Origin of the sequence: Streptomyces sp. NPDC050856 (assembly GCF_040653855.1) — a bacterium.
Classification (GTDB): domain Bacteria; phylum Actinomycetota; class Actinomycetes; order Streptomycetales; family Streptomycetaceae; genus Streptomyces.
Genome location: NZ_JBFAGV010000001.1, coordinates 348,393 through 373,574, shown reverse-complemented (window position 1 = coordinate 373,574; position 25,182 = coordinate 348,393). Strand labels below are relative to the sequence as shown.

The following is a 25,182-nucleotide window of genomic DNA, read 5'->3' as shown; positions in this document are numbered from 1 at the left end:
GGGGGCTTCCTTACTCTGGGGTGGTTTCGAGCGCGCGGGCGACGAGTGTCAGCAGCGACTCGATCACCGTGGTCCGCTGACGGGCGTCCATGATCACGATCGGTACGTCCGGCGGGACCGTCAAGGCCTCACGCACGTCCTCGACCTCGAACAGCTCGGTGCCCTCGAAGTGGTTGACGGCCACCACGTACGGCAGCCCGCAGCTCTCGAAGTAGTCCAGCGCGGGGAAGCAGTCGGTCAGCCGGCGCGTGTCCGCCAGCACGACCGCGCCGATGGCACCGCGCACCAGGTCGTCCCACATGAACCAGAAGCGCTGCTGTCCCGGCGTACCGAAGACGTACAGCACCAGGTCGTCGTCCAGGGTGATGCGGCCGAAGTCCATCGCGACGGTGGTGGTGGTCTTCCCGGGCGTCGCGGTGAGGTCGTCGGTGGCCTCACTGGCCTGCGTCATCAGCGCCTCGGTCTGCAGCGGCGTGATCTCGGAGACGGACCCGACGAAGGTCGTCTTGCCGACGCCGAAGCCGCCCGCGACGACGACCTTCGTCGCGATGGGCGCCCGGGTGTGGTCGAGCTGCCAGGAGCGCGGAGCCTCCTCGGCCCGCCCCGCCTCCAGCAGGTCGTCAGAGACGGCGGAGTCCACTCAGCACCCTTTCGAGCAGCGCGCGGTCGGGCTGGCCGGTGCCGTGACCGGTCCCGTACACGCGGATCCTTCCCTGGTCGGCCAGGTCGCTCAGCAGCACCCGGACGACCCCCAGCGGCATCCTCAGCAACGCGGAGATCTCGGCGACCGTACGCATCCGCCGGCAGAGCTCCACGATGGCCCGCATCTCGGGCATCACCCGGGAGGCGAGCCCGCCGTTCGGCAGCTCCTTGCGCTCCTCGGGCGCTTCCAGGGCGGCGACGAACGTCTCGACCAGCAGGACGTGGCCGAAGCGGGTCCGGCCGCCGGTGAGCGAGTAGGGGCGCACCCGGGCGGGGCGCCGCCCCTCGCCGCGCATCGGCAGCCTGGCGGAAGCGGCGGTCACTGGGCGCTCTCCATCGACTTGCGCAGCTCGCTGCGGAGTTCGGGGGTGAGTACGTGTCCGGCGCGGCCGACGAACAGGGCCATGTGGTAGGCGACGACGCTCATGTCGCAGTCCGGGGTCGCGTGCACCCCCAGCAGCGAGCCGTCGCTGATCGACATCACGAAGACGCTGCCCTGCTCCATGGCGACCATGGTCTGCTTGACCGCGCCGCCGTCCATCAGCTTGGCGGCGCCGACGGTCAGGCTGCCGATGCCGGAGACGATGGTGGCGAGGTCCGCGCTCGACCCGCGCGGGCCGTCGGGGCGCTGGCCGCCGGGTGCCGGGGCGGTGACGGCGGCGGGCTTGTTCCTGGCGGCGGCGTTCTGCTCGGGGTCGGAGGAGAGCAGCAGCAGCCCGTCGGACGAGACGACGGCGACGGAACGGACCCCTGGCACCTCCTCGACGAGGTTGCCCAGCAGCCAGTGCAGGTTGCGGGCCTCACTGCTCAGTCCGAACGTGCCGGTGCCTGTCGTCGCGGTCAACTGCGTGCCTCCTCGACTGTGTCCCCCGTCTCTTCGGTACCTACCGCTTCCAGCTGCTGTGTTTCCTCGGCGAGCTGCGCTTCCACATCACGGCGGCCGGCCAGGGCGCCCTGGTGGAAGCCACCGAGCCGGGCGCGCAGCGCCTCGGCGTCGACCCCGCCGGCGCGCTCGGCGGGCGCCGTGCCGGCCTGCACGATCCGGGGCGTCCGCTTGGGCAGCCCCTTGTCGGTGACGCGCTCCCAGGTGGGCCGGGACGCTTCACCGGGATGCCCGGCGTCCTGCTCCGCCGCCGGGTCGGGCCGCTCGGCGCCGTCGGACTCCGGGGCCCGGCCGGGCCGGTCGTGGCTGTCCTCGTGGCCCGGTGCCTCAGCGGCCCGCTCATGGGCGTCGGGCCCGACGGCGTAGGGGCCGGCCGGCCCGTCAGCGGCGGGTTCGGCGGGCGGCTCGGGAGCGGCGGGCCCGGCGGGCGGCTCCGGGACACGGACCTGGAGCGTCGTCTCGGAGGTGGGCTCCCCGGGCCCGGCCGGCGGCGCGGACGACGCGTCCTGCTCCCGCTCCTGACGCTCCGGCTCCTGACGCTCCGGCTCCGGCTGCTCGGGTTCGGGGTCCGGCTCCTGGGACGTCTCCCGGATGGCCGCCTCCGCCGCCGCGACCAACGGGTCGGCGGCGTCGCGGGCGGCACGGCCCGGGAGGGCGTTGGAGTTGGCCTCGGCCACCGAGCCGGGCAGTTTCAGCGTGGGGGCCGTGCCCACGGCGGTCGCCGGGGGCTCCGGGAGGAGGGACTGCGGGAGGACGACGACCGCCGCCACGCCGCCCTGCTTCTGCTCGCGCAGCCGCACCCGTACCCCGTGCCGCGCCGCCAGCAGCGCGGTGACGCGGATGCCGAGGCCCTCGCCGTCGTGGTCGTCGTCGTCCGGTTCCGGGTCGGCGAGCCGGGCGTTCAGCTCGGCCAGCCGGTCCTCGGTCATCCCGATGCCCTCGTCCTGGACGGAGAGCACCACCTCACCGCTCTCCAGCAGCCAGCCGGAGAGCTGGACCTTGGCCTCCGGCGGCGAGAACGCCGTGGCGTTCTCCAGCAGCTCGGCCACCAGGTGGCTGAGGTCGTCCGCGGCGAACCCGGCCACGTGGGTGTGCGGCGGCAGCGACTGGATGGTGACGCGCTCGTACCGCTCGATCTCGCTGACCGCCGCGCGTGCCACGTCCACCAGCGGAACCGGCCCCTGGTGCGCGTGGCCGTGCTCGTGGCCGGCGAGGACCAGCAGGTTCTCGCTGTGCCTGCGCATGACCGTGGCCATGTGGTCCAGCTTGAAGAGGGTGGCGAGCCGCTCCGGGTCCTGCTCGCGCTCCTCCAGCTTCTCGATGACGGCGAGCTGCCGCTCGACCAGCCCGAGGGTGCGCAGCGAGAGGTTGACGAAGGTGTGCTGGACGCTGTGCCGCAGCCGCTCCAGCTCGGCGGTGACCTCGGCCGTGCGCTCGCTCAGCTCGGCGCGGCGCGCGGCGAGCTCGGCGGCCAGCGCCTCCCGTCCGGCGACCGCGTCGGCGCGTTCGTCCTCGGCCTTCCCGGCCCGGCCGGCGAGGTCCAGCAGCTTGCCGTGCAAGGTGTTGAGGGACCGGACGACCTGGGCGAACTCGTCGTTGCGGCCGGTGAAGCGGACCGGTTCCTCGGTCTCGGGCGCGGCGGCCACCCGGGCGGCGCCGATGCGCAGGACGGCCAGCGGCCGGGTGAGCGTACGGGCGACGGCGGTGGAGACGCCGATGGCGACGAGCAGGCAGCCGCCGAGCAGCGCGATACGCAGCTCCAGGGCGGTGACGTCGTCGTCGCGCAGCCGTTCCATGTGCTGGACCTCGCCGGTGGCGAGGGCGGACTCGACGCCGCGCATCTGCTCGATCCGGGCGGTCAGGGCCGCCGCCAGCTTCTCCTCGTTGATCCCGCGGTCCTCGTCGGACAGCTCGGGCCGGTCGGTGAGGCGGGCGAGGTAGCCCTCCGCGGTCTTGACCTCGGGGCCGGTGACCGTGGCGGCGAGGCGGTCGCGGGCGGCGGGGCCGGCGGCCTGGTCGAAGTCGGCGAGGGCGGCCTGCTCGCGCACCCGGGCCTGCTGGGCGGCGGCGCTGAGCGCGCCGCGGGTCCGGTCGGCGCCCTCGGCGGCCTGGTCGCCGGTCCCGGTGTACCGCCCGGTCACCGGGTCGTAGACCGGTCCGGTGGCCTTCCTGCCGGGGACGGCGAGGGCGGCGAGCAGCAGACCGCGGGTGGCCGAGGCCTGCTCGGCGGCGTGGCCGAGCTCGGCGGCCGCGCGGGTGCCGGCGCCGGTGGCGCGGGCAGGGGTCCTGTCGGCGAGCTCGTCGGCGAGGACCTGGAGCTTGGCGATGATGTCGGTGTACGCGCGGTGGGCCTCCATCGCGGTGCCCTTGCCGGTGAGGGCGGCGCGCCGGACGGCGGGGACGGTGGCGAGGTCGCGGCGCAGCTCGTCGGGGGCGGCCGGGCGGATCTCGTCGATCTGCCGGTCGACGCGTGCGGTGAGGCCCGCGGCGCCGCCGCGCCGGTCCGGGACGCCGGCGCCGTTCCGCCCGGCGCCGTCCTGCCGGCCGTCCTGGTTCCCGTCCTGCTTTCCGTCGCTCCCGCCGTCCTGCTTCCCGTCCCGCGTCCCGTCCTGGTTCCCGGTGCGCTCGTCCTCCCGCCCGGCCGCGATGTAGGCGGTGGCGCGGTCCCGCTCGTCGGCCAGGGAGTGCGCCAGGGTGACCGCCTGGCGATTGAGCTGGGCGAGGGTCACCAGGCGCTGGGAGTCGGTCAGCTCCGAGGAGGCGGTGAGGACGGCCGGCGTGCCGGCCCCGAGGACGGTGATACCGACAAGGGCGACGCCCGCGACGAGTCGGCTGCGCACACGTACGCCGCGGCCGCCCGGAGCCTGAGGGTCGCCGGGAGTGTCACTGCGCTTCTGCACCGGTGCTCACATTCTTGAACTCGTTCGCCCATGAAGCAGAGGTGACGACCGGTCACGCGAGCGCCGTCCCACCACCCCTGGTACGGCTTCCGACCATTCCAGTGCTTTTGGGAAGGGTGCGCGCATCGGCCGCTCCGCCACCTGAACGAGTGAACAACACTCCGGAGTTGACGAACAACTCGCCCCCGGGCGCGGTGCCCCGGAGTCCGCCCGGCGGGTTGGAACTTCCGCGCGGGCTTTGGCAGGATGCGCGCCCGCACCTTGCCGGAAGGCCGTCCTCCGCCCCGGTACGCCCGGCGTGACCTGCTGGAACAGATCAATTCGGGCATCGCGGCGGGCATGGGGAGAAGTCATGCAGACTGGTCCGCATGCGCACCGAGATCTGTTCGATCCCCGGCGACCGGGAACGCCCCAACGAGGACTGGGCGTCCGTGGCCGTTCCGGCTTCGGGCCAGGGGGGAACGGTGATCGTGCTGGACGGGGTGACGCCACCCCGGGACGGCGACGGGTGCGTGCACTCCGTTCCCTGGTTCACCACCCGCCTGGGGAGCGCGTTGACCGAACTGTCCGGTTCGCGGCCGGAACTGACCCTGGTGGAGATCCTGGCGGCGGGCATCCGGCGTACCGCCGAGGCCCATCGCGGCACCTGTGACCTTTCTCACGTGCGCACCCCGCAGGCGACGGTGGTGATGGCGCGCTGGGACACGGTCGCGGTGGAACACCTGGTGCTGTCCGATTCCGCGCTGCTGCTCCAGTCGCCCGACGGGCCGGTGCGGGCGGTGCTGGACGACCGGCTGGACCGGCTGCCGCCCGGCGCGCTGGCGAGCGAGGCGGTCTGCGACACGACGGTGCGGAACAAGGAGAGCGGCTTCTTCACGGCCGCGGCCGATCCGTCCGTGGTGGCCCGGGCGGTCACCGGCCGCACCCCGCGCGGTCAGGTGCGGGCGCTGGCGGCCCTGACCGACGGGGCCACGCGCTGGACGGAGCGGTTCGGCGAGGGCGACTGGACGGACTGCTTCACGGTGCTGGCCAAGGAGGGCCCCCACGGGCTGATCGACCGGGTACGGGAGCTGGAGTCGGTGCGGGAGTGCGTGCGCGGGGGCAAACGGCACGACGACGCGACCGCCGTGTACGTGGAGCTGTAGCGGGTGCGGCCGGAGGGGGCGGCCGGCGGCGGCCGGCGGCCGTGACCGTACGGTGATCCCGGCGGCGGCCGGCCACCCCCGGCCGGCTCCGCCGCCTCCGAGCGTCCGACCGACACAGGGGAGCCCGATGCGCGCGGCCATCCACCAGGGACACCAGGGGCTGACCGGCCTGAAGATCACCGAGATCCCGGAGCCGGTCCCGGGCCCCGGCCAGGTGACGGTGAGGATCCGGGCCGCCGGGCTGAACCACCGGGACCTGTTCCTGATGGACACCCGGGGCACCGGTGACCCCGCCTTCGTGCCGGGCTCGGACGGCGCGGGTGTCGTGACGGCCACCGGGAGCGGCGTGACCGGGGTACGGGAGGGCGACGAGGTCGTCGTCAACCCGACGCTCAACTGGGAGCGCGCGGCCGACGTGCCCGCCGTACCGGACATCCTCGGCGGTCCCTCCGACGGCACGCTCGCCGAGACCCTGCTGATCCCGGCGGCCCGGACGCACCCCAAGCCGCCGCACCTGACGTGGCGGCAGGCCGCGGCCCTGCCCCTGTCCGCCGTCACCGCCTACCGGGCGCTGTTCACCCGGGGCGGTCTGCGTCCGGGCGAACACGTCCTCATCCCCGGCATCGGGGGCGGGGTGGCCACCTTCGCGCTGTCGCTGGCCAAGGCCGCCGGGGCCCGGGTGACCGTGACCTCACGGCAGGCGGACAAGCGGGCCGGGGCGCTGGCGCTGGGGGCCGACCGGGCCCTGGAGAGCGGGAGCGACTGGCGCGCCGAGCTGGGCGGGGACCCGGTGGACCTGGCGCTGGACGGGGTGGGGCCGGCCGTGTTCCAGCGGTACTCCGAGGTCGTGCGGCCCGGCGGCCGGGTGGTGTCGTTCGGCGCCACCTCGGGTGACGAGGTGCGGCTGCCGCTGCGGTCGCTGTTCTTCCCGCAGCACGCGCTGCTGGGTACGTCCATGGGCAGCGCCGAGGAGTTCCGGGACATGCTCGCGTTCGTGGACCGGCACCGGATCGTCCCGGTGGTGGACGGCACGCATCCGCTGGCCGGGGTGGTGGGCGCGTACGAGCGGATGGCCGCCGGCCGCCAGTTCGGCAAGATCGTGGTCGAGGTCGCGGATCCGGCCCGGGGGGAGCGGGCCTAGGGGGCGTCCTCCGCCCCGGTGTTGAGCTGGTGCAGCAGCCGGGCGAGCTCGGCGACCTCGGCGCGGTTCCAGCCGGAGAGCTTGCGGACGTAGCGCTCGCGGCGGGCGTCGCGCACCCGGCGGAACCGGCCGCGGCCCTCGTCGGTGAGGCGTACGTGCGAGGCGCGGCGGTCGGCGGGGTCCGGGTCGCGGGCGACCAGCCCGAGGTCCTCCAGGGCGCGCAACTGGCGGCTCATGGTCGCCTTGCCGACGCCGAAGTAGCCGGCGAGGTCGGTGGCGCGCTGCGGGCCGGCCTCGTCCAGCCTGACGAGCAGTCCGTACGCGGCGGGCTCCAGCTCGGGGTGGACCTCGCGGGCCATCTCGCCGGACGAGGCGCGGGCGCGCCGCAGGAAGACGGCCAGTTCCCGCTCCAGGGCCAGGAACTCGTGGTCCACCCCGTTCCCCCCGGTGGTGCCGTGTTCGCTCCCCGTACCGCTTCCGTGCACGTCAGCACCCCTCGCGCGCTTTCCTGGTTCTGAAAGTTTCCTGCCGGGGCGGTCATTGCCGCAGCTCGGTCAGTATTTCGCAGGCGTAGACCAACGGCGGCGCCCGGACCCCCTTCCGCCCGGTGGGTCTACGTGCGTAGCTTCCAATGACATGTCCACACCAGGACATGCCCCCCACCACGACTTTTCGGAGGCACGCATGCCCGTGCGCAGATCCGGAACGGCCACCCCGCTCAGACCCACGCCCCTGGCCGGGGCCCTCCTCGCCGTCCTCGCCCTCCTCCTCACCCTGCCGGGCGCGGCGACCGCCGCCGACAAGCCCGCCCGGGGCACCGCCCGGATGGGCATGGGCGTCGCCGCCCACGACGGGGTCGGCGGCCTGCCGCCCGTCCCCCGCGTCGCCCAGACCGAGGGCGTGGACGTCTCCAGCCACCAGGGCGGCGTGGACTGGGGCGCCCTGTGGGCCAGCGGTGTCCGGTGGGCCTATGTGAAGGCCACCGAGGGGACGTACTACGAGAACCCGTACTTCGCACAGCAGTACACCGGCTCGTACCACACCGGCCTGATCAGGGGCGCCTACCACTTCGCCACCCCCGACACCGCCACCGGCGCCGCGCAGGCCGACTTCTTCGTCGACAACGGCGGCGGCTGGTCCCGCGACGGCATGACCCTGCCGGGCGTCCTGGACATCGAGTGGAACCCGTACGGCGCCGCCTGCTACGGCAAGAGCCAGTCCGCCGTGGTCGCCTGGATCCGCGACTTCCTCAACCGCTACAAGGCCCGTACCGGTCGGGACGCGGTGATCTACACCGCCACCAGCTGGTGGAAGCAGTGCACCGGCAACTACGCCGGCTTCGGCGCCACCAACCCGCTCTGGGTGGCCCGCTACAACACGACGGTGGGCGAACTGCCCGCCGGGTGGGCCTTCCACACGATGTGGCAGTACACCTCGTCCGGCCCCATCGTCGGCGACCACAACAGGTTCAACGGCGCCTACGACCGCGTGCAGGCGCTGGCGTACGGCTGAACGGCCCGCCGGGCCCGTGCCCGGCGCCCGGAGGACCCCCGGCGCCGCGCGGGCGCCGGAGGTCCGTGCCGGCCGGGCCGCCGGCCGCGGCGGCCCGGCCACGCCGGTCAGCCGCAGCGGCCCGCCGGCCGGCCGCGGGTGACCAGGTTCGTCCAGCCCGTCGTGCCGTCGAGCCACACGACCTGCGTGCCGGAGACCGCCGCCGGGGAGATCTGCTCGCCCCGGTTGCAGGAGAAGCGCTCCTTGCGGGAGCCGTCCGGGGTGAGCTGCCAGACCTTCGACAGCGTCTCGTTGCGCAGTTCCATCTCCGGCAGGACCGCGCTGACCGTGACCGCCGTCCCGGAGACCGTCAGGTCGTCGGGGACCAGCGCCCCCGGCTTGGCCTCACCGCTGAGGTCGTAGGCGTTCGTGCCGTCGAGGTCGGCACGGCGGACCGCCATCCGGCCGTCGTCCTGGACGATCTCGTCGACCAGCCAGAAGACGTGGCTGCCGTTGACGGCGGTGCGGCCGAGGGACTGCGGTTCGCCCAGTTGCCCGGCCGGTACCGTCCGGCCCGTCGCGACGTCGCGGATGTCGACGCCGAGGCGGTGGCCGTCACCGTCGGGGTAGACCTTGGCGTAGGCGATCCGGCCCCGGGAGACGGACGGCAGGGCCGTCATCACGTCGTCACGGCCGCCGTCGACGAACGTCGGCGCCTTCTCGCCGGGCCGCAGCACGGCGACATGGCGGGCGCCGAACGGGTCCCAGACCTCGAAGACGGTCACGCCGCCGTCGACGCGCAGGTTGAAGACGTCACCGGTGCCGGTGGTGTACAGCCTCTTGACCGGGCCGCCGGCCAGCGGGCGCGACAGGATGTCCACCCCGCTCCCGCCGTACGCGGCCCAGACCACCGTCCTGCCGTCGGTCGCCGGGTACACGTGGTAGCGGCCGTCGTTGGGGCTGATCAGCCTGGGCGTGCCGGTGCCGTCCGCCCGCCCGGCGTACACCGAGTACGGCTCGGTGCCGTCGTCGTTGGACTTGGACGTGGCCCACCAGCCGCCGCCGGCCTGGACGCCGGTGCCGTTGATGTTCAGCTTGCCGAAGAGCTCGTCGGAGTCGACCCCCAGTGCCTCCTCCCAGCCCGCCACGATGCCGTGGGCGTTGAAGGAGCGCCTGACGGCGGTGAGCTGCCCGCCGGCCACCCCCAGGTCCGCCGCGGCGGCCAGCACCGCGTCGCGGCCCTGGGTGAAGCCGTCCAGCGGGGTCAGGTACTCGGACAGCGCCTTGTAGACGATCCGGTCGGCCAGCTCGCCGCCCAGGTCCTGGCGCAGGTCCCACAGGGCGCCGGCGAAGATGGTGGAGTTGAGGTGCACGCCGCCGTTGTCGGTGCCGAAGGTCACGCCCAGGAAGTTCTCCGAGGTCGTCGCGCCGTCGTCGAGGTCGCGCAAGGCGCACCGGCGCGGCTCGGCGGTACGGCACAGGTCCTCGCCGACCAGGCCGGCGTCCGGGTGGTCCATCGCCATGCCGGACACGGTCACGTCGATCGCGTTGCCGAAGTAGTCGGCGATCGCCTCGTTGAGGGCGCCGGACTGGCCCGCGTACACCAGGTTGGCGGTGTGCTCGACGACGCCGTGGGTCATCTCGTGGCCGACCACGTCGAGGTCCCCGGACAGCGGCTTGTACTCGTCGTCGCCGGAGCCGTAGACCATCTTCGTGCCGTCCCAGAAGGCGTTGACGAACGGCGAACCGAAGTCGGTGACGCCCACCAGGGAGTTGACGGCCGAACCACGGCCGTCGAGGCCGTCGCGGGCGTGCTGCCGCTTGTAGTAGTCGTACACCCGGGCGGCGGCCCAGTGCGCGTCGACCGCGCCCGCGTCGGTGGCCTCCTTGCCGAACCCGGCGGTGGGCGAGGCGAACTCCTCGATGCCCTCGGGCCAGCCGCCGGCCGCCTCCATGACGTCCCGGCCGCGCGCGTCCCACGTGCTCACCCCTCGGGCGGCGTCGGCCATCACATAGGCGTCGGCCCGCCTGGACACATTGAGTTCGACCTTGCCGCCGCTCAGCAGTGTGCCGCTGCCGGTCACCGGCTCGGGCGCGGCGGCGGAACCGCCACCCGCGGCCCCGGGGCCCGGCACTGTCGCGGTGGCGGCGGTCCCACCGGCCGCGGTCGCCGGCGGGGCCGTGAACGTCCTGATGCCGCTGAACTGGAGCACCGGGAACCCGGCCCGCGCGTCGATGTACACCTGCTGGAGCACCGGCCCGCCGGTCACCGGGTCCGCCCCGCGCACGGTCACCTGGTACGCCAGCACGCCCTCGCCGCGCGGGATCACCACCAGGCCCCCGGCGGTGCCGCGCAGTCCCCGGTCCGGGGCCGGCTCGGTGAGCCGGTGTCCGCCCAGCCGTTCGAGGGTCGCGGTCACCGCCCGCCGTACCGCCACGTCCTTGTCCACGGACGGTGTGGTTCCGGTCCGCAGGCCCGTGAAGTACTTCCCGGAGGTGCCGGTGACGACCCGCTCGCCGCCCCCGTTATCCATCCGGACCACGTACTGGCCGCCCAGCACCGGCACACCGCGGTGCCTCTGCTGGAGCCGTACGGTCTCGTCGGCGCCGTGCCGCTGCGTCCGCAGGGGGGCGAGATCGCGCCCGGGATTGTCGATCTTGTACCGGCTCTCCTTGGCGGCCAGGTGGCGGCGGGCCGCGTCCGCGGCGGGCAGCCCGGCGTCCACCGCCTCGCGGATGCCGTCGACCAGGGCCGGGGTCGCGGTCCTCGTCCCCGGGACGACGTCCGCCGACGGCGCCCCGGCCCGCGGCGCGGCCGGTGCGGCCGGCGCGGTCGCCGCCTGGGCCGGAACCGCGGTGATCAGGAGCCCCGCGGCGACGAGGAACGCGGCGGCGCCTCTGGCCCCCGGCCCCGTTCGTATGCCGGAACTCACCGAGCGTCTACTGGGTTTGCGCACAGGTCGTACCCCTCCCACGTGCTGGTCAGCCGTTCAGGTGGTCACCGCCATGCAAGCGGGGGGATGCCAAGGCGGCAATGAGCCAGCGGCGTTGAGAAGTGGACACGCGCACTTGTGTGTCCTGTGAAGACGCGGTGAGAATCCCCCGCATGATCCAGGGAGAACTGACCACTCTTGGCCTGGGCGAGACCGAGGAACGCGCGTACCGGGCACTGCTCGCCCGACGGGCGGACGGCGCGGACGAGTTGGCACGGCTGCTGCGGCTGCCGCGCGAACGGGTGGACGCCGCGCTGGACCGGCTGGTGGAGCACGGCTTCGCGCGGCCGGCCGTCCCGGGGGACGGGCGCGGTCTGCCGCGCCCGGCGGCGCCCGCCGCCGCCATCCGTACGCTCATCCACCGGCGCCAGGCGGAACTGCACCTGCGATCGGCGGAGCTGGCGCGGCTGCGGATGACCGCCGACCGGCTCGCCCTCGCCGGGCGCCCCGGCCCGGCCGCCCCCGGCTGCGGCGTGGAGGTCGTCACCGGGCGGCGGGCGATCGGGGAACGGGCCGGGCAACTGCTGGCGGCGGCCGAGCGGGAGGTGACGATCCTGCGCCGGTCGCCGGGCGCGGGGCTCGGCGCGTGGCCGGCCACCGGGCCGGACAGGGGGCACGGCGCCGGGCCGGACGACGGCACGGCGCTGGCGGCGCTGCTGGCCCGGGGGGTGACGGTACGGGCCGTGCTGGAGCGGCCGGCGCCGGCGGAACCGGAGCCGCCCGGCTGGCTGACCGCCCTGGTGGACCAGGGCCTCCGGGTGCGGGTCGCCACCGGCGTACCGGCCGGGCTGATCACCGTCGACCGCCGGGTCGCGCTGCTGCCCCCGGGCGACCCGGCCGACCCCCGGGCGGCGGCGCTGGTCGTCGGCGACGGGCCGGCGCCGCTGCGGGACGCCCTGGTGCCGCTGTTCGAGACGGTGTGGGAGCGGGCCACGCCCCTGGACGGCGGCCGGGACGGGGCGGTGTCCGAGCGGCAGCAGCGGGAATTGCTGGCGCTGCTGGCGGCCGGGCTGAAGGACGAGGCCATCGCCCGCCGGCTGGGTGTGCACGTGCACACCGCGCGGCGGCGGATCAGCCGGCTGCTGGAGGCGCTCGACGCCCGGACGCGCTTCCAGGCGGGGGCGCGGGCGACCTCGCTGGGCTGGCTGGAGCCCTGAGGTAATTCCCTGGTGGCGGGCGGTGGGTCAGGATGGGGCGCATGCACTGGAAAAGGCCCTTGCTGTGGACCGTCGCCCTCCTGACCGCCGCCACCGCGTGTACGGTGCCGTCGCACTCGGCACCGCGCCCGGCGGCCCACGGGGGACAGGAGCGGGCGCAGGGGCAGGAACGGCGCCCGGCCCCCGCGCCGGTGCCCTCCTCGCAGCGCTCGGCCGCGCCGTCGGCGGGGCTGCCGTCGGTCGGGGTGCTCCTGGACGACGAGGGGCACTGGTGCACGGCGAGCGTGGTGGCCAGCCCCAGGGGCAACGTCGTCGCGACCGCCGCGCACTGCGTGTACGAGTACGGGGTGTACGCCGAGGGCTTCTCCTTCGTCCCCGGTTTCCGCGGCAAGGGCGCCGCCTCGGCGCCGTACGGGAAGTGGAGGGTCCGCGCGATCCAGGTGGACGACGCCTGGCGGCGCACCGGCGACGACGCCCGCGACTACGCCTTCCTGACCCTGGAGCCGGACGGCAGGGGACGGCAGGTGCAGCAGGTGGTGGGCGGGGCGCCCGCCGACTGGGGGTCCGGGCCGCGACGGCATGTGACGGTGGTGGGCTACCCCAACGAGGAGCACAATCCGGCCAACCGCCCCATCTCCTGCACCACCGACACAGCCGAGGATCCGGACCTGGCGGGCTCGATGGTGATGCGGTGCGCCGGTTTCTGGGACGGTACGAGCGGCAGCCCCTGGCTCGCGGACCACCGCGACGCCGCCCACCCGGGCCGGGTGATCGGGGTGCTCAGCGGCGGCGACACGGACACGACCTCGACGGCGGTGCTCTTCGACGCCCGGGCGCGGGCCCTGTACACCCGGGCGGTCAAGGCCTGACCGGCGGCCGGCACGGCGGGGCCCCGCGCCCCGGTCCGGCGGGGGCGCGGGGCACGGGCGGCCGTGCCCGGCCGGCCGGGCACGGCCGGGCAGCCGGTCGGGCAGCCGGCCGGCGCGGTCAGGCGGCCGCCGGGACCGAGGCCGCCGGGGCGTCCGTCGTCGCCGGTGACAGGGCGATCTCCAGCACCTGCCGGACGTCCGTCACCGGGTGGACCTCCAGCCCGTCCAGGATCTCGGCCGGCACGTCGTCCAGGTCCGGCTCGTTCCGCTTGGGGATGACCACGGTGGTGATCCCGGCCCGGTGCGCGGCCAGCAGCTTCTGCTTCACGCCGCCGATCGGCAGCACCCGGCCGGTCAGCGACACCTCGCCGGTCATGGCCACATCCGTACGGACCAGGCGCCCGGACAGCAGGGACGCCAGCGCCGTGGTCATGGTGATGCCGGCGCTCGGGCCGTCCTTGGGCACCGCGCCCGCCGGGAAGTGGATGTGCACTCCCCGGTCCTTCAGGCCGGTGACGGGCAGCTCCAGCTCGGCGCCGTGCGAGCGCAGGAAGCTCAGCGCGATCCGCGCGGACTCCTTCATCACGTCCCCGAGCTGGCCGGTCAGCGTCAGCCCGGCGGCGCCCGTCTCCGGGTCGGCCAGCGACGCCTCCACGAACAGCACGTCGCCGCCGGCCCCGGTGACCGCCAGGCCGGTGGCCACGCCCGGCACGGCGGTGCGGCGCTCGGCGGGGTCCTGGGCGGACTCGGGCACGTGGTGCGGGCGTCCGACGAGGTCCCGCAGGTCCTCGGCGCGCACGGTGACCGGCAGGTCGCGCTCACCCAGCTCGTTCCGCGCGGCGACCTTGCGCAGCAGCCGGGCGACGGACCGCTCCAGGTTCCGTACGCCCGCCTCCCGGGTGTACTCGCCCGCCAGCCGGCGCAGCGCCGCCTCCTCGATGGTCACCTCGCCGCTCTCCAGCCCGGCCCGTTCCAGCTGGCGCGGGATCAGGTGGTCACGGGCGATGACGACCTTCTCGTCCTCGGTGTAGCCGTCGAGCCGGACGATCTCCATGCGGTCGGCCAGCGCCTCGGGGATGGCCTCCAGGACGTTGGCGGTGGCCAGGAACACCACGTCGCTCAGGTCCAGTTCCACCTCCAGGTAGTGGTCGCGGAAGGTGTGGTTCTGCGCCGGGTCCAGGACTTCCAGCAGCGCGGCGGCCGGGTCGCCCCGGAAGTCGGAGCCGACCTTGTCGATCTCGTCCAGCAGGACCACCGGGTTCATGGACCCGGCCTCCTTGACGGCGCGCACGATCCGGCCGGGCAGCGCTCCGACGTAGGTGCGCCGGTGACCGCGGATCTCCGCCTCGTCGCGTACACCACCGAGGGCGACCCGCACGAACTTCCGGCCCATCGCGTGCGCGACCGACTCGCCCAGCGAGGTCTTGCCCACGCCGGGCGGCCCGACCAGCGCGAGCACCGCGCCGCCGCGCCGCCCGCCGACCACGCCCAGGCCCCGCTCGGCGCGGCGCTTGCGCACGGCCAGGTACTCGGTGATCCGCTCCTTGACGTCCTCCAGGCCGGCGTGTTCGGCGTCCAGGACCGCTCTGGCGCCCCGGATGTCGTACCGGTCGTCGCTGCGCTCGTTCCACGGCATCTCCAGCACCGTGTCGAGCCAGGTGCGGATCCAGGCGGTCTCCGGGTTCTGGTCGCTGGACCGCTCCAGCTTGTCGACCTCCTTCAGCGCCGCCTCGCGCGCCTTCTCGGGGAGGTCGGCGGCCTCGACGCGGGCCCGGTAGTCGTCGGACCCCTCGCCCTCCTGCTCGCCGTTGAGCTCGCGCAGCTCCTTGCGCACGGCTTCCAGCTGGCGGCGCAGCAGGAACTCCCGCTGCTGCTTGTCGACGCCCTCCTGGACGTCCTTGGCGATGGACTCGGCCACGTCCTGCTCGGCGAGGTGGTCGCGCAGCTGCTCGGTGGCGAGCCTCAGGCGGGCGACCGGGTCGGCCGTCTCCAGCAGCTCCACCTTCTGGGCGGTGGTCAGGAACGGCGAGTAGCCGGAGTTGTCGGCAAGGGCGGAGACGCCGTCGATCTGCTGGACGCGGTCCACGACCTGCCAGGCGCCGCGCTTCTTCAGCCAACTGGTGGCGAGCGCCTTGTACTCCTTGACGAGCTCGGTGACCGCTCCGGGCAGCGGGTCGGGCACGGCCTCGTCGACCTCGGTGCCCTCCACCCACAGGGCGGCGCCGGGCCCCGTCGTCCCGGCACCGATCCTGATCCGGCCGCGGCCCCGGATGAGCGCGCCGGGGTCGCCGTCGGAGAGCCGCCCCACCTGCTCCACGGTGCCGAGGACACCGGTCCCCGCGTAGGTCCCCTCGATGCGCGGCACCAGCAGCACCTTCGGCTTGCCGCTGCCGGACGCGTCGGCCCGGGCGGCGGCCTGGGCGGCCTCCACGGCGGCACGCACCTCGCTGTCGGACAGGTCCAGTGGCACCACCATGCCCGGCAGCACGACCTCGTCGTCGAGCGGCAGCACGGGCAGGGTGAGCGGTGTGGACGTCGAAGCCATGATCTTCCTTTCGGCAGTCAAGTTGAGCTGTACAGGCTCAATGTGACGGAGCCGCCGAATGTTCCCGGCCCTCTGTTCGCTCTTGGCGATCACCGTTCCGGCTGTCCACGGCTGGCCGAAAACCTCCCGGCCGCGCGGTGAATCCACTGGCCGCCCGGCCGGTGCGCAGTGCGTAATGGCTCTATGCGCAATTCAGCTATTACATCTGTCTGGGTGCGGGGCTGGGCCGTCTCCCGTGGCACCCCCGCTCCGGTGGTGGAGCCCTGGGGTTACCGCATCGACGTCGGCCTGCCGCACCACGTGTTCCGGCACGTGCTGCCGGAGCCGGACGAGGTCTCGGTGCGCGAGCTCTGCGAGGCCGTCACCCGGCCGGGCGCCTGGCTGAAGGTCCTGGCCCGGCCCGAGGAGGTGGCCGGCTGGATCACGCCGGGCTGGACGGTGCCGGACGACCCCGGCTTCCTGATGTTCACCGCCCTGCGCCCCGCTCCCGCCCCGGCGCTGCCGCCGGGGTACGCGCGGGAGACCTCCTGGTACGACGGGGTCTTCCGGGTGCGGTTCCTCGCCACCGACGGGGCGCTCGCCGCCCGGGGACAGCTCGCCCCGACCGGGCACACGGCGGTGGTGGACCAGATCGAGACGTACCCGGGCCACCGGCGGCGCGGGCTCGGCCGGGCGGTGATGCGCGTCCTCGAAACGGCGGGCGCCCGGGCGGGCGCGGTGACCGGCGTGCTGGCGGCGACCACCCAGGGCCGGGCGCTGTACCGCGCCCTGGGGTGGCGGTACCAGGGGCCGCTGACCGGCGTGGTGCGCGGTGCGCCCGGCGGCCGGGCGGACGGCTAGCGCCGCCGGGCCACCCGCCGCACCGGCTGCCAGCAGGCGATCCCCACCAGCAGCGCCAACGGATGGCCCCAGTTGGTGAGCGGGTCCTCGAACCGGACCAGGTCCTGGACCAGCATCAGCGACACCCAGGCCAGCACGGCTCCCCGCACCACCGGCGTGAGCAGCCCGGCCAGCGCGCCCACGCTCGCCATCAGCCCGAAGCTGATGCCGTAGTCGAGGCGGTGCAGGGAGGTCGCGGGCAGGTGGCCGGCCAGCACGGACAGGCCGACCGGGATCTCGGTGGCCAGTGTCGCCACCACGTGCCCCACCAGGAACACGGCGGCGGTGCGCCAGGCCCCGATCCGCCGTTCCAGCGCGGTGAGGACGAAGACGAAGCCCACCGCGTACGGCGACAGCAGCCCGCCGGCCACCCACAGCGCGCTGGCGACCAGCACGAGCAGGGGGGTGCGCACCAGATGGGCCACGTCGGTGCTGGAGCCGTTGAGCAGCGCGGTGACGGTCCCGGGGTCGCCGTACTCGGTGAACAGCGAGGTGGCCAGCAGGATGAGGCCGTAGCCGAAGGTGAAGGGCGTGCCGGCCGGCGTGGGCAGCAGCCGCGCGAGACGCCGCCACCGGGCGGGGGCACCACCGGGAGCGGCCGGGCGGGCGACGCCTGGAACGGCCTGCGGCGCCGACTCGACAGCGGATCCGGATCCGGTTCCGGTTCCGGACTCGGCAGCGGTGGCAGCGGGTCCCGCTCCGGCCACGGCTGTCCTCCCGGGCACGGAGGCCGCGGTGGATCCGCACCCGGACGAGGCGGTGGCGCGCTGGGCCGGGACCGCGTCCAGCAGCGCGGCGCTCGGGCCCGCTCCGGCGGCCCCCGGGGGTGCGCCGCCCGTGCCGCCGGTCACGTGGGCCGTTCCGGTCGCCCGCGCCTCGCGCGTACGGAGCTGCTGCACCGAGAGGCCGTCCTTCCGTGTCCGTTTCCCCCGGTCCACCTTGCCCCACCCAACGCGATCACCACCGCGCCCGTCCATGACCTGCGTCACACCCGGGAACGGCCCGCACCCGCCCGCGGTTCCGTGCCCGCCGGCCCCCGACGGCCCGGACCGCCGCCGGGCGCCGCTCACTACGCTGAGGCCCATGGCTCCCACGATTCTCGACCGACGCGAAGGCCCGTACGGCGAGGTGGTCCTCCGGCAGGACGGCGACCACTTCGAGATCATCGCCAACGGGACCTTCCTCATGGACACCTCCGACGGCCGCTCGGAACGGCTGCTCGTGGACGCCGCCCGGGAGGCGCTGGGGGACCGCGCGACCCCCACCGTGCTCATCGGCGGCCTCGGAGTGGGCTTCTCGCTCGCCCACGCCGCCGCGGACCCGTTCTGGGCCCGTATCACGGTGGTGGAGCGGGAGCACGCCATCATCGACTGGCACCGCGAGGGCCCGCTGGCCGCGATCTCCGGCCGGGCGCTGGCCGACCCCCGCGCCCTGCTGGTGCACGACGACCTGCTCACCCACCTGGGCACCTCCCCGGACACCTACGACGCGCTCTGCCTCGACATCGACAACGGGCCCGACTGGACGGTCACGCAGGGCAACGAGAACCTCTACTCGCCGGACGGTCTGGCGGCCTGCGCGGCACGGCTGAATCCCGGCGGGATCCTGGCCGTGTGGTCCGCGCGGCCGTCCGCCGATTTCGAAGAGTCGTTGCGCAATGCCGGATTCAACGGGGTAAGGACCGAAGAGATCCCGGTTGCCCGGGGCGTACCGGACGTGGTCCACCTCGGCGTTCGCCCTGCGTAGCCGGGACGCGGTCGCTGCCTTTACGCTGCTGACCGAACACACGGATCTACACGCGGTTCGCGCCCCGGGGCGCGACAGGGGCGGGGCGATGGAGCAGACACACACCAGCCACAGCGGGACGGCGGTCACGCCGGGTGCCCAGCGGCGAGTTCTGGTCGTGGAGGACGACACCACCATCGTCGAGGCCATCTCCGCCCGGCTGCGGGCCGAGGGCTTCCTGGTGCAGACGGCGACCGACGGCCCGGCGGCCGTCGACGCCGCCGAGGCGTGGCAGCCGGACCTGATGGTCCTCGACGTCATGCTGCCGGGCTTCGACGGCCTGGAGGTGTGCCGCAGGGTGCAGGCCCAGCGCCCGGTACCGGTGCTGATGCTGACGGCCCGGGACGACGAGACCGACATGCTGGTCGGGCTCGGCGTCGGGGCCGACGACTACATGACCAAGCCGTTCTCGATGCGGGAGCTGGCGGCCCGGGTGCACGTGCTGCTGCGCCGGGTGGAGCGGGCGGCGCAGGCCGCGGTGACGCCCCGCAGCGGCATACTGCGCCTGGGCGAGCTGGAGATCGACCACGCCCAGCGCCGGGTGCGGGTCAGGAGCGAGGACGTGCACCTGACGCCCACCGAGTTCGACCTGCTGGTCTGCCTGGCCGGCACCCCGCGGGCGGTGCTCTCGCGCGAGCAGCTCCTGGCGGAGGTGTGGGACTGGGCGGACGCGTCGGGCACCCGGACGGTGGACAGCCACATCAAGGCGCTGCGCCGGAAGATCGGCGCGGAGCGGATCCGTACGGTGCACGGCGTCGGCTACGCGCTGGAGACCCCGGCACCATGAGGTGGCCCGCGGGGCGGCTCCGCCGCCGGGCGCGGTCGGTGACGATCTCGATCAAGACCAAGCTGTGCAGCCTGGTGGTGGTCTCGGTCTTCATCACCACCGGACTGCTGATGGTGGCCCTGCGCACCGAGACCGAGCTCCGTTTCATCACCGTGTTCTCGGTGATCGCCACGCTGCTGATCACCCAGTTCGTGGCGCACGGCCTGACCGCGCCGCTGGACGAGATGAACACCGTCGCCAAGTCCATCTCGCACGGCGACTACACCCGGCGGGTGCGCGGCGCCGGGCGGCGTGACGAGCTCGGCGACCTCGCCTCCACCATCAACCGCATGGCGGACGACCTGGAGGCGGTGGACCGGCACCGCAAGGAGCTGGTCGCCAATGTCTCCCACGAGCTGCGCACTCCCATAGCGGCGCTGCGCGCGGTGCTGGAGAACGTGGTCGACGGGGTCTCCGCCGCCGACCCGGAGACCATGCGGCTGGCGCTCAAGCAGACCGAACGGCTGGGCAGCCTGGTGGAGACACTGCTGGACCTGTCCCGGCTCGACAACGGTGTCGTACCGCTGCGCTCGCGCCGCTTCGAGGTGTGGCCGTACCTGTCGGGGGTGCTCAAGGAGGCCAACCTGGCCGCCTCGCAGCGCTTCCTGAGCTCGGGCTCCGGCCGCCACACCCGTACCGACGTCCATCTGCACCTGGACGTCTCGCCGCCGGAGCTGACCGCCCACGCGGACGCCGAGCGGCTGCACCAGGTCGTGGCGAACCTGATCGACAACGCGGTCAAGCACTCGCCGCCGCACGGCCGGGTGACGGTCAGGGCCCGGCGCGGGCCGCAGCCGGAGTCGCTGGACCTGGAGGTGCTGGACGAGGGCCCGGGCATCCCGGAGTCGGAGCGGCACAAGGTCTTCGAGCGCTTCAACCGCGGCATCGCCGCCTCGCCGCAGGGCCCGGGCAGCGACGGCGGTACGGGACTGGGGCTGGCGATCGCCCGCTGGGCGGTCGATCTGCACGGTGGCCGCATCGGAGTGGCCGAATCCGCTCGCGGTTGCCGAATCAAGGTCACCCTTCCGGGCATTCCTCAGCAGCGCGGTTGACGTAGGGTTCGAACCGGAAGTCGTGGTTCTGCGTGTACCGGGGCAGGACGTCGGCCGGGGTGCGGCGGGTCGGAGGCCGTAGCCGCGCCGACGTGTACCCGATCATGCCCGAACCACACTTGTTTCCCGCCATTTCTCGTGCTGAAACCAGGCTTGCGATGTGATGTACGCGACGAAGGCATGCCCGGCCTGCATCTCCAGGCCAGGGAGGCGTAGCCTTTATTTCCGCTGTCCATCACCTTGTGAAGCGGAAGAGGGCGGTTACCGCCGTGTCGTCTCAGTCCCCCAGTAACTCGAGCACATCGACCGACCAAGACGGGCAGGGTCAGAACCCTGCTGCCGCGTTCGGTCCCAATGAGTGGCTCGTCGACGAGATCTACCAGCAGTACCTCCAGGACCCTAATTCGGTCGACCGCGCCTGGTGGGACTTCTTCGCCGACTACAAGCCGGGCACGTCCGGCTCGGCGGACAAGCCCGCGGGCGAGGGTGCCGCGGCCGCGGGGGCTGCGGGCACCACGACGCAGCCGGCCCCGACGTCCCCCGCGGCGCCCCAGGCCCCGGCCGCGCCCGCCACCCCGGCGCAGCCCGCGGCCGCCGCCCCGGCCCAGCCCCAGGCCCCGAAGCCCGCAGCGGCCGCCGCACAGCCGGCCGCTCAGGCTCCGGCGCCCCAGGCCCGGGCCACCGCCGAGCCGGCCGCCAAGGCCGCCGAGGCCAGGCCCGCCGCCGAGAAGCCCGCCGCCAAGGCGGAGCCGGCCAAGGAGGCCGCCGAGGGCCCCGAGATCGTGCCGCTGCGCGGCCCCTCGGCCGCTGTCGCGAAGAACATGAACGCCTCGCTGGAGCTGCCGACCGCCACCTCGGTCCGCGCCGTCCCGGTGAAGCTGCTCTTCGACAACCGCATCGTCATCAACAACCACCTCAAGCGGGCCCGCGGCGGGAAGATCTCCTTCACGCACATCATCGGGTTCGCCATGGTGCAGGCCATCAAGGCCATGCCGTCGATGAACTGGTCGTTCGGGGAGAAGGACGGCAAGCCCGTCCTGGTCAAGCCCCCGCACATCAACCTCGGCCTCGCCATCGACCTGGTGAAGCCGAACGGCGACCGCCAGCTCGTCGTCGCGGCCATCAAGAAGGCCGAGACGCTGAACTTCTTCGAGTTCTGGCAGGCCTACGAGGACATCGTCCGCCGCGCCCGCGCGAACAAGCTGACGATGGATGACTTCACCGGCGTCACCGTCTCCCTGACCAACCCCGGCGGCCTCGGCACGGTCCACTCCGTACCGCGCCTGATGCCCGGTCAGTCGGTCATCATGGGCGTCGGCTCGATGGACTACCCGGCCGAGTTCCAGGGCACGTCGCAGGACACCCTGAACAAGCTGGGCATCTCCAAGGTGATGACCCTCACCTCGACGTACGACCACCGGGTCATCCAGGGCGCGGCGTCCGGCGAGTTCCTCCGCGTCGTCGCCAACCTCCTCCTGGGCGAGGACGAGTTCTACGACGAGATCTTCAAGTCGCTGCGCATTCCCTACGAGCCGGTCCGCTGGTTCAAGGACATCGACACCTCGCACGACGACGACGTCACCAAGGCCGCCCGGGTCTTCGAGCTGATCCACTCCTACCGGGTCCGCGGCCACGTCATGGCCGACACCGACCCGCTGGAGTACCGCCAGCGCAAGCACCCGGACCTGGACATCACCGAGCACGGCCTCACCCTGTGGGACCTGGAGCGGGAGTTCGCGGTCGGCGGCTTCGGCGGCAAGTCGATGATGAAGCTCCGCGACATCCTCGGTGTCCTGCGCGACTCGTACTGCCGCACCACCGGCATCGAGTTCATGCACATCCAGGACCCCAAGCAGCGCAAGTGGATCCAGGACCGCGTCGAGCGCCCGCACTCCAAGCCGGAGCGCGAGGAGCAGCTTCGCATCCTGCGCCGGCTGAACGCCGCCGAGGCGTTCGAGACGTTCCTGCAGACCAAGTACGTCGGCCAGAAGCGGTTCTCGCTGGAGGGCGGCGAGTCGGTCATCCCGCTGCTCGACGCGGTCATCGACTCCGCGGCCGAGTCGCGCCTCGACGAGGTCGTCATCGGCATGGCGCACCGCGGCCGGCTGAACGTCCTGGCGAACATCGTCGGCAAGTCGTACGCGCAGATCTTCCGCGAGTTCGAGGGCAACCTCGACCCGAAGTCGATGCACGGCTCCGGCGACGTGAAGTACCACCTGGGCGCCGAGGGCACCTTCACCGGCCTGGACGGCGAGCAGATCAAGGTCTCGCTGGCCGCCAACCCCTCGCACCTGGAGGCGGTCGACCCGGTCCTGGAAGGCATCGTCCGCGCCAAGCAGGACATCATCAACAAGGGCGGCACGGACTTCACCGTCCTGCCCGTCGCCCTGCACGGTGACGCGGCCTTCGCGGGCCAGGGCGTGGTCGCCGAGACGCTGAACATGTCGCAGCTCCGCGGCTACCGCACCGGCGGCACGGTCCACATCGTCATCAACAACCAGGTCGGCTTCACCGCCGCCCCGGAGTCGTCGCGCTCCTCGATGTACGCCACCGACGTGGCCCGCATGATCGAGGCGCCGATCTTCCACGTGAACGGCGACGACCCGGAGGCGTGCGTCCGCGTGGCGCGCCTCGCCTTCGAGTTCCGCCAGACGTTCAACAAGGACGTGGTGATCGACCTCATCTGCTACCGCCGCCGCGGGCACAACGAGGGCGACAACCCGCAGTTCACCAACCCGCAGATGGTGAGCCTGATCGACAAGAAGCGCTCGGTGCGCAAGCTGTACACCGAGTCGCTGATCGGCCGTGGCGACATCACGCTGGAAGAGGCCGAGCAGGCGCTCCAGGACTTCCAGGGCCAGCTGGAGAAGGTGTTCACCGAGGTCCGCGAGGCCACCTCGCACCCGGCCCCGGCGCCCAGCCCGGGCGTCCAGGCCGAGTTCCCGGTCGCCGTCACCACCGCGGTCTCCCAGGAGGTCGTGAAGCGGATCGCCGAGTCGCAGGTCAACATCCCCGACCGGATCACCGTCCACCCGCGTCTCATGCCGCAGATGCAGCGCCGCGCGGCCTCCGTCGAGGACGGCACGGTCGACTGGGGCATGGGCGAGACCCTCGCCATCGGCTCGCTGCTGATGGAGGGCGTCCCGGTCCGGCTCGCCGGCCAGGACACCCGCCGCGGCACCTTCGGCCAGCGCCACGCGGTGCTGGTCGACCAGGAGACCGGCGAGGACTACACCCCGCTGATGTACCTCTCCGACGAGCAGGCCCGCTACAACGTCTACGACTCGCTGCTCAGCGAGTACGCGGCGATGGGCTTCGAGTACGGCTACTCGCTGGCCCGTCCGGAGTCGCTGGTCATGTGGGAGGCCCAGTTCGGCGACTTCGTCAACGGCGCCCAGACGGTCGTGGACGAGTTCATCTCCTCGGCCGAGCAGAAGTGGGGCCAGACGTCCGGCGTCACGCTGCTGCTGCCGCACGGCTACGAGGGCCAGGGCCCGGACCACTCGTCCGCCCGCCCGGAGCGCTTCCTCCAGCTCTGCGCGCAGAACAACATGACGGTCGCCATGCCGACCCTGCCGTCGAACTACTTCCACCTCCTGCGGTGGCAGGTGCACAACCCGCACCACAAGCCGCTGGTCGTCTTCACGCCGAAGTCGATGCTGCGCCTGAAGGCCGCCGCGTCCAAGGCGGAGGAGTTCACCACCGGCGGCTTCCGCCCGGTGATCGGTGACGAGTCGGTCGAGGCCAACGCGGTCCGCAAGGTCGTCTTCTGCACCGGCAAGGTCTACTACGACTTGGACGCCGAGCGGAAGAAGCGCGGGGTCACGGACACGGCGATCATCCGTCTCGAGCGTCTGTACCCGCTGCCGGGTGCCGAGCTCCAGGCGGAGATCTCCAAGTACCCGAACGCCGAGAAGTACCTGTGGGCCCAGGAGGAGCCGGCGAACCAGGGTGCCTGGCCGTTCATCGCGCTCAACCTGATCGACCACCTCGACCTGGCGGTCGGCGCGGACATCCCGCACGGCGAGCGCCTGCGCCGCATCTCGCGCCCGCACAGCTCCTCCCCGGCGGTCGGCTCGGCCAAGCGCCACCAGGCGGAGCAGGTCCAGCTGGTCAACGAGGTCTTCGAGGCCTGACCGGCGGCGGCACGCACGGAGGGCCCGGCACCCCGGAGGGGGTGCCGGGCCCTCCGGCGTGCGCGGTGACGCGGGTCAAGCGCGGATGTGCGGCTCCCGCGGACCGTCGCGGGTCTCGGGCACCCGGATGACGACGACACCGCTGCCGAGGTCTATCGGCCCCTGGCCGGGGTCCGCGTCACCGACCTCGTCCAGGGTGATCTCCTGCCGGCGCCGCTCCTCCTCGGTGTGACGCCGCCCAGGAGCGAACAGCTCGTTCAAGGCACTGCCGAACATCTGTCGTACTCCTGTCGATCGGCGACCGCACCGGCTGCGGCCGACTTCCATAGTGCGCCAGAACCGGGTCGTGCGGCCCACCGGGGTGACCCGCCCGGCCTTCTCATGCAGCACGGGGCAGGGCGGCTCAAGCCCCGGTGCCGGGCGCTGTGAAAGTCACGCCGTCGATCGGCAGGTGCTCCGGCAAGTCACGGGCTTGAAGGGCGGTATGGCGCTCCAGGTCGAGCAGGCGCTGCGAGAAGGCGTCGAGCGCTGTCACACGACCCTCGGCAACGGCCCTCACCTGACTTGAGCGGCCCTTCGACGACGGTGCCACCGGACAGGCCCACCAGCTCGCGCGGCGGCGGTGGAACCCCGAGAAGTCGAGCAGCGGTGCCGCTGGACGAGCCTGCGGCAGCGCTG

20 protein-coding genes are annotated in these 25,182 nt (G+C 73.4%); 10 read left to right on the top strand and 10 right to left on the bottom strand.

Features of this window, described 5'->3' with window-relative positions; translation table 11 throughout:
• Positions 1-10: 10 nt before the first annotated feature.
• The 4 genes from AB0H53_RS01705 to AB0H53_RS01690 are packed head-to-tail and all read right to left on the bottom strand — an operon-like array spanning position 11 to position 4,425.
• Positions 11-616: an ATP/GTP-binding protein gene (locus AB0H53_RS01705; protein ID WP_362105653.1), complete on the bottom strand. Its 606-nt coding sequence runs from the start codon at positions 614-616 to the stop codon at positions 11-13.
• Positions 617-620: 4 nt separating this feature from the next.
• Positions 621-998 carry a DUF742 domain-containing protein gene (locus tag AB0H53_RS01700; RefSeq protein WP_362105650.1) on the bottom strand — a complete coding sequence of 126 codons (378 nt, stop codon included), beginning with the start codon at positions 996-998 and terminating at the stop codon, positions 621-623.
• A gap of 23 nt (positions 999-1,021) precedes the next feature.
• Positions 1,022-1,546, bottom strand: a complete 525-nt coding sequence (locus AB0H53_RS01695) for a roadblock/LC7 domain-containing protein (protein WP_362105490.1) — start codon at positions 1,544-1,546, stop codon at positions 1,022-1,024.
• Complete coding sequence (locus tag AB0H53_RS01690) at positions 1,543-4,425, bottom strand: nitrate- and nitrite sensing domain-containing protein (RefSeq protein WP_362105487.1); 2,883 nt, start codon at positions 4,423-4,425, stop codon at positions 1,543-1,545. Before AB0H53_RS01690 ends, AB0H53_RS01695 begins: the two co-directional genes overlap by 4 nt.
• A 428-nt stretch (positions 4,426-4,853) precedes the next feature.
• On the opposite strand from AB0H53_RS01690, the gene AB0H53_RS01685 reads away from it, so the two are divergent.
• On the top strand, positions 4,854-5,630 hold the full coding sequence (locus AB0H53_RS01685; protein ID WP_362105485.1) for a hypothetical protein: 777 nt from the start codon (positions 4,854-4,856) through the stop codon (positions 5,628-5,630).
• Positions 5,631-5,757: 127 nt separating this feature from the next.
• The gene (locus tag AB0H53_RS01680; RefSeq protein WP_362105482.1) at positions 5,758-6,771 is read left to right on the top strand and encodes a zinc-binding dehydrogenase; all 1,014 of its coding nucleotides are present in this window, start codon (positions 5,758-5,760) and stop codon (positions 6,769-6,771) included.
• On the opposite strand, the gene AB0H53_RS01675 is transcribed toward AB0H53_RS01680, so the two are convergent.
• Complete coding sequence (locus tag AB0H53_RS01675) at positions 6,768-7,256, bottom strand: MarR family transcriptional regulator (RefSeq protein ID WP_362105479.1); 489 nt, start codon at positions 7,254-7,256, stop codon at positions 6,768-6,770. The two genes, AB0H53_RS01680 and AB0H53_RS01675, sit on opposite strands and share 4 nt — an antisense overlap.
• A 199-nt stretch (positions 7,257-7,455) precedes the next feature.
• Between AB0H53_RS01675 and AB0H53_RS01670 the strand changes: the two genes are divergently transcribed.
• The gene (locus tag AB0H53_RS01670) at positions 7,456-8,283 is read left to right on the top strand and encodes a lysozyme (protein WP_362105477.1); all 828 of its coding nucleotides are present in this window, start codon (positions 7,456-7,458) and stop codon (positions 8,281-8,283) included.
• A gap of 107 nt (positions 8,284-8,390) precedes the next feature.
• Here AB0H53_RS01670 and AB0H53_RS01665 read toward each other — a convergent pair whose 3' ends face one another.
• A complete protein-coding gene (locus AB0H53_RS01665; RefSeq protein ID WP_362105474.1) occupies positions 8,391-11,195 on the bottom strand; it encodes a M4 family metallopeptidase in 2,805 nt (934 codons plus the stop codon).
• Positions 11,196-11,368: 173 nt separating this feature from the next.
• Here AB0H53_RS01665 and AB0H53_RS01660 point away from each other — a divergent pair, with 173 nt between their 5' ends.
• On the top strand, positions 11,369-12,412 hold the full coding sequence (locus AB0H53_RS01660; RefSeq protein WP_362105471.1) for a helix-turn-helix domain-containing protein: 1,044 nt from the start codon (positions 11,369-11,371) through the stop codon (positions 12,410-12,412).
• Between the two features lie 41 nt (positions 12,413-12,453).
• Positions 12,454-13,281, top strand: a complete 828-nt coding sequence (locus AB0H53_RS01655; protein WP_362105468.1) for a trypsin-like serine protease — start codon at positions 12,454-12,456, stop codon at positions 13,279-13,281.
• 118 nt (positions 13,282-13,399) lie between these two features.
• Here AB0H53_RS01655 and lon read toward each other — a convergent pair whose 3' ends face one another.
• On the bottom strand, positions 13,400-15,826 hold the full coding sequence (gene lon / locus AB0H53_RS01650; protein ID WP_362105465.1) for an endopeptidase La: 2,427 nt from the start codon (positions 15,824-15,826) through the stop codon (positions 13,400-13,402).
• A 183-nt stretch (positions 15,827-16,009) separates the two neighbouring features.
• On the opposite strand from lon, the gene AB0H53_RS01645 reads away from it, so the two are divergent.
• Complete coding sequence (locus tag AB0H53_RS01645; RefSeq protein WP_362105462.1) at positions 16,010-16,666, top strand: GNAT family N-acetyltransferase; 657 nt, start codon at positions 16,010-16,012, stop codon at positions 16,664-16,666.
• On the opposite strand, the gene AB0H53_RS01640 is transcribed toward AB0H53_RS01645, so the two are convergent.
• Entirely contained in the window at positions 16,663-17,604 is a 942-nt protein-coding gene (locus tag AB0H53_RS01640) for a rhomboid-like protein (RefSeq protein WP_362105460.1), read from the bottom strand. The two genes, AB0H53_RS01645 and AB0H53_RS01640, sit on opposite strands and share 4 nt — an antisense overlap.
• A gap of 184 nt (positions 17,605-17,788) precedes the next feature.
• Here AB0H53_RS01640 and AB0H53_RS01635 point away from each other — a divergent pair, with 184 nt between their 5' ends.
• The 4 genes from AB0H53_RS01635 (at position 17,789) to AB0H53_RS01620 (ending at position 24,504) form a co-directional block, all read left to right on the top strand.
• Positions 17,789-18,451 carry a spermidine synthase gene (locus tag AB0H53_RS01635; RefSeq protein ID WP_362105457.1) on the top strand — a complete coding sequence of 221 codons (663 nt, stop codon included), beginning with the start codon at positions 17,789-17,791 and terminating at the stop codon, positions 18,449-18,451.
• Between the two features lie 88 nt (positions 18,452-18,539).
• Positions 18,540-19,277, top strand: coding sequence for a response regulator transcription factor (locus AB0H53_RS01630; RefSeq protein WP_362105455.1), 738 nt, complete (start codon positions 18,540-18,542; stop codon positions 19,275-19,277).
• On the top strand, positions 19,274-20,368 hold the full coding sequence (locus tag AB0H53_RS01625) for an ATP-binding protein (RefSeq protein WP_362105452.1): 1,095 nt from the start codon (positions 19,274-19,276) through the stop codon (positions 20,366-20,368). Before AB0H53_RS01630 ends, AB0H53_RS01625 begins: the two co-directional genes overlap by 4 nt.
• Positions 20,369-20,637: 269 nt before the next feature.
• Positions 20,638-24,504 (top strand): multifunctional oxoglutarate decarboxylase/oxoglutarate dehydrogenase thiamine pyrophosphate-binding subunit/dihydrolipoyllysine-residue succinyltransferase subunit, encoded by a 3,867-nt coding sequence (locus tag AB0H53_RS01620; RefSeq protein ID WP_362105450.1) that lies wholly within the window; start codon positions 20,638-20,640, stop codon positions 24,502-24,504.
• 75 nt (positions 24,505-24,579) lie between these two features.
• Here the strand turns inward: AB0H53_RS01620 and AB0H53_RS01615 are convergent, their stop codons facing one another.
• Together AB0H53_RS01615 and AB0H53_RS01610 are read right to left on the bottom strand one after the other, a co-directional pair.
• Positions 24,580-24,780 (bottom strand): DUF6191 domain-containing protein, encoded by a 201-nt coding sequence (locus tag AB0H53_RS01615; protein ID WP_362105447.1) that lies wholly within the window; start codon positions 24,778-24,780, stop codon positions 24,580-24,582.
• Positions 24,781-24,907: 127 nt separating this feature from the next.
• Positions 24,908-25,039, bottom strand: coding sequence for a hypothetical protein (locus tag AB0H53_RS01610; protein ID WP_362105444.1), 132 nt, complete (start codon positions 25,037-25,039; stop codon positions 24,908-24,910).
• Positions 25,040-25,182: the final 143 nt, after the last annotated feature.

What these genes read in the sequence shown, in the direction of transcription:
- AB0H53_RS01660 (WP_362105471.1), top strand. Translation starts at nt 11,369, where the DNA reads ATGATCCAGGGAGAACTGACCACTCTTGGCCTGGGCGAGACCGAGGAA.
- AB0H53_RS01645 (WP_362105462.1), top strand. Translation starts at nt 16,010, where the DNA reads ATGCGCAATTCAGCTATTACATCTGTCTGGGTGCGGGGCTGGGCCGTC.
- AB0H53_RS01635 (WP_362105457.1), top strand. Translation starts at nt 17,789, where the DNA reads ATGGCTCCCACGATTCTCGACCGACGCGAAGGCCCGTACGGCGAGGTG.
- AB0H53_RS01670 (WP_362105477.1), top strand. Translation starts at nt 7,456, where the DNA reads ATGCCCGTGCGCAGATCCGGAACGGCCACCCCGCTCAGACCCACGCCC.
- AB0H53_RS01630 (WP_362105455.1), top strand. Translation starts at nt 18,540, where the DNA reads ATGGAGCAGACACACACCAGCCACAGCGGGACGGCGGTCACGCCGGGT.
- AB0H53_RS01655 (WP_362105468.1), top strand. Translation starts at nt 12,454, where the DNA reads ATGCACTGGAAAAGGCCCTTGCTGTGGACCGTCGCCCTCCTGACCGCC.
- AB0H53_RS01680 (WP_362105482.1), top strand. Translation starts at nt 5,758, where the DNA reads ATGCGCGCGGCCATCCACCAGGGACACCAGGGGCTGACCGGCCTGAAG.
- AB0H53_RS01625 (WP_362105452.1), top strand. Translation starts at nt 19,274, where the DNA reads ATGAGGTGGCCCGCGGGGCGGCTCCGCCGCCGGGCGCGGTCGGTGACG.
- AB0H53_RS01615 (WP_362105447.1), bottom strand. Translation starts at nt 24,780, where the DNA reads ATGTTCGGCAGTGCCTTGAACGAGCTGTTCGCTCCTGGGCGGCGTCAC.
- lon (WP_362105465.1), bottom strand. Translation starts at nt 15,826, where the DNA reads ATGGCTTCGACGTCCACACCGCTCACCCTGCCCGTGCTGCCGCTCGAC.
- AB0H53_RS01700 (WP_362105650.1), bottom strand. Translation starts at nt 998, where the DNA reads ATGCGCGGCGAGGGGCGGCGCCCCGCCCGGGTGCGCCCCTACTCGCTC.
- AB0H53_RS01685 (WP_362105485.1), top strand. Translation starts at nt 4,854, where the DNA reads ATGCGCACCGAGATCTGTTCGATCCCCGGCGACCGGGAACGCCCCAAC.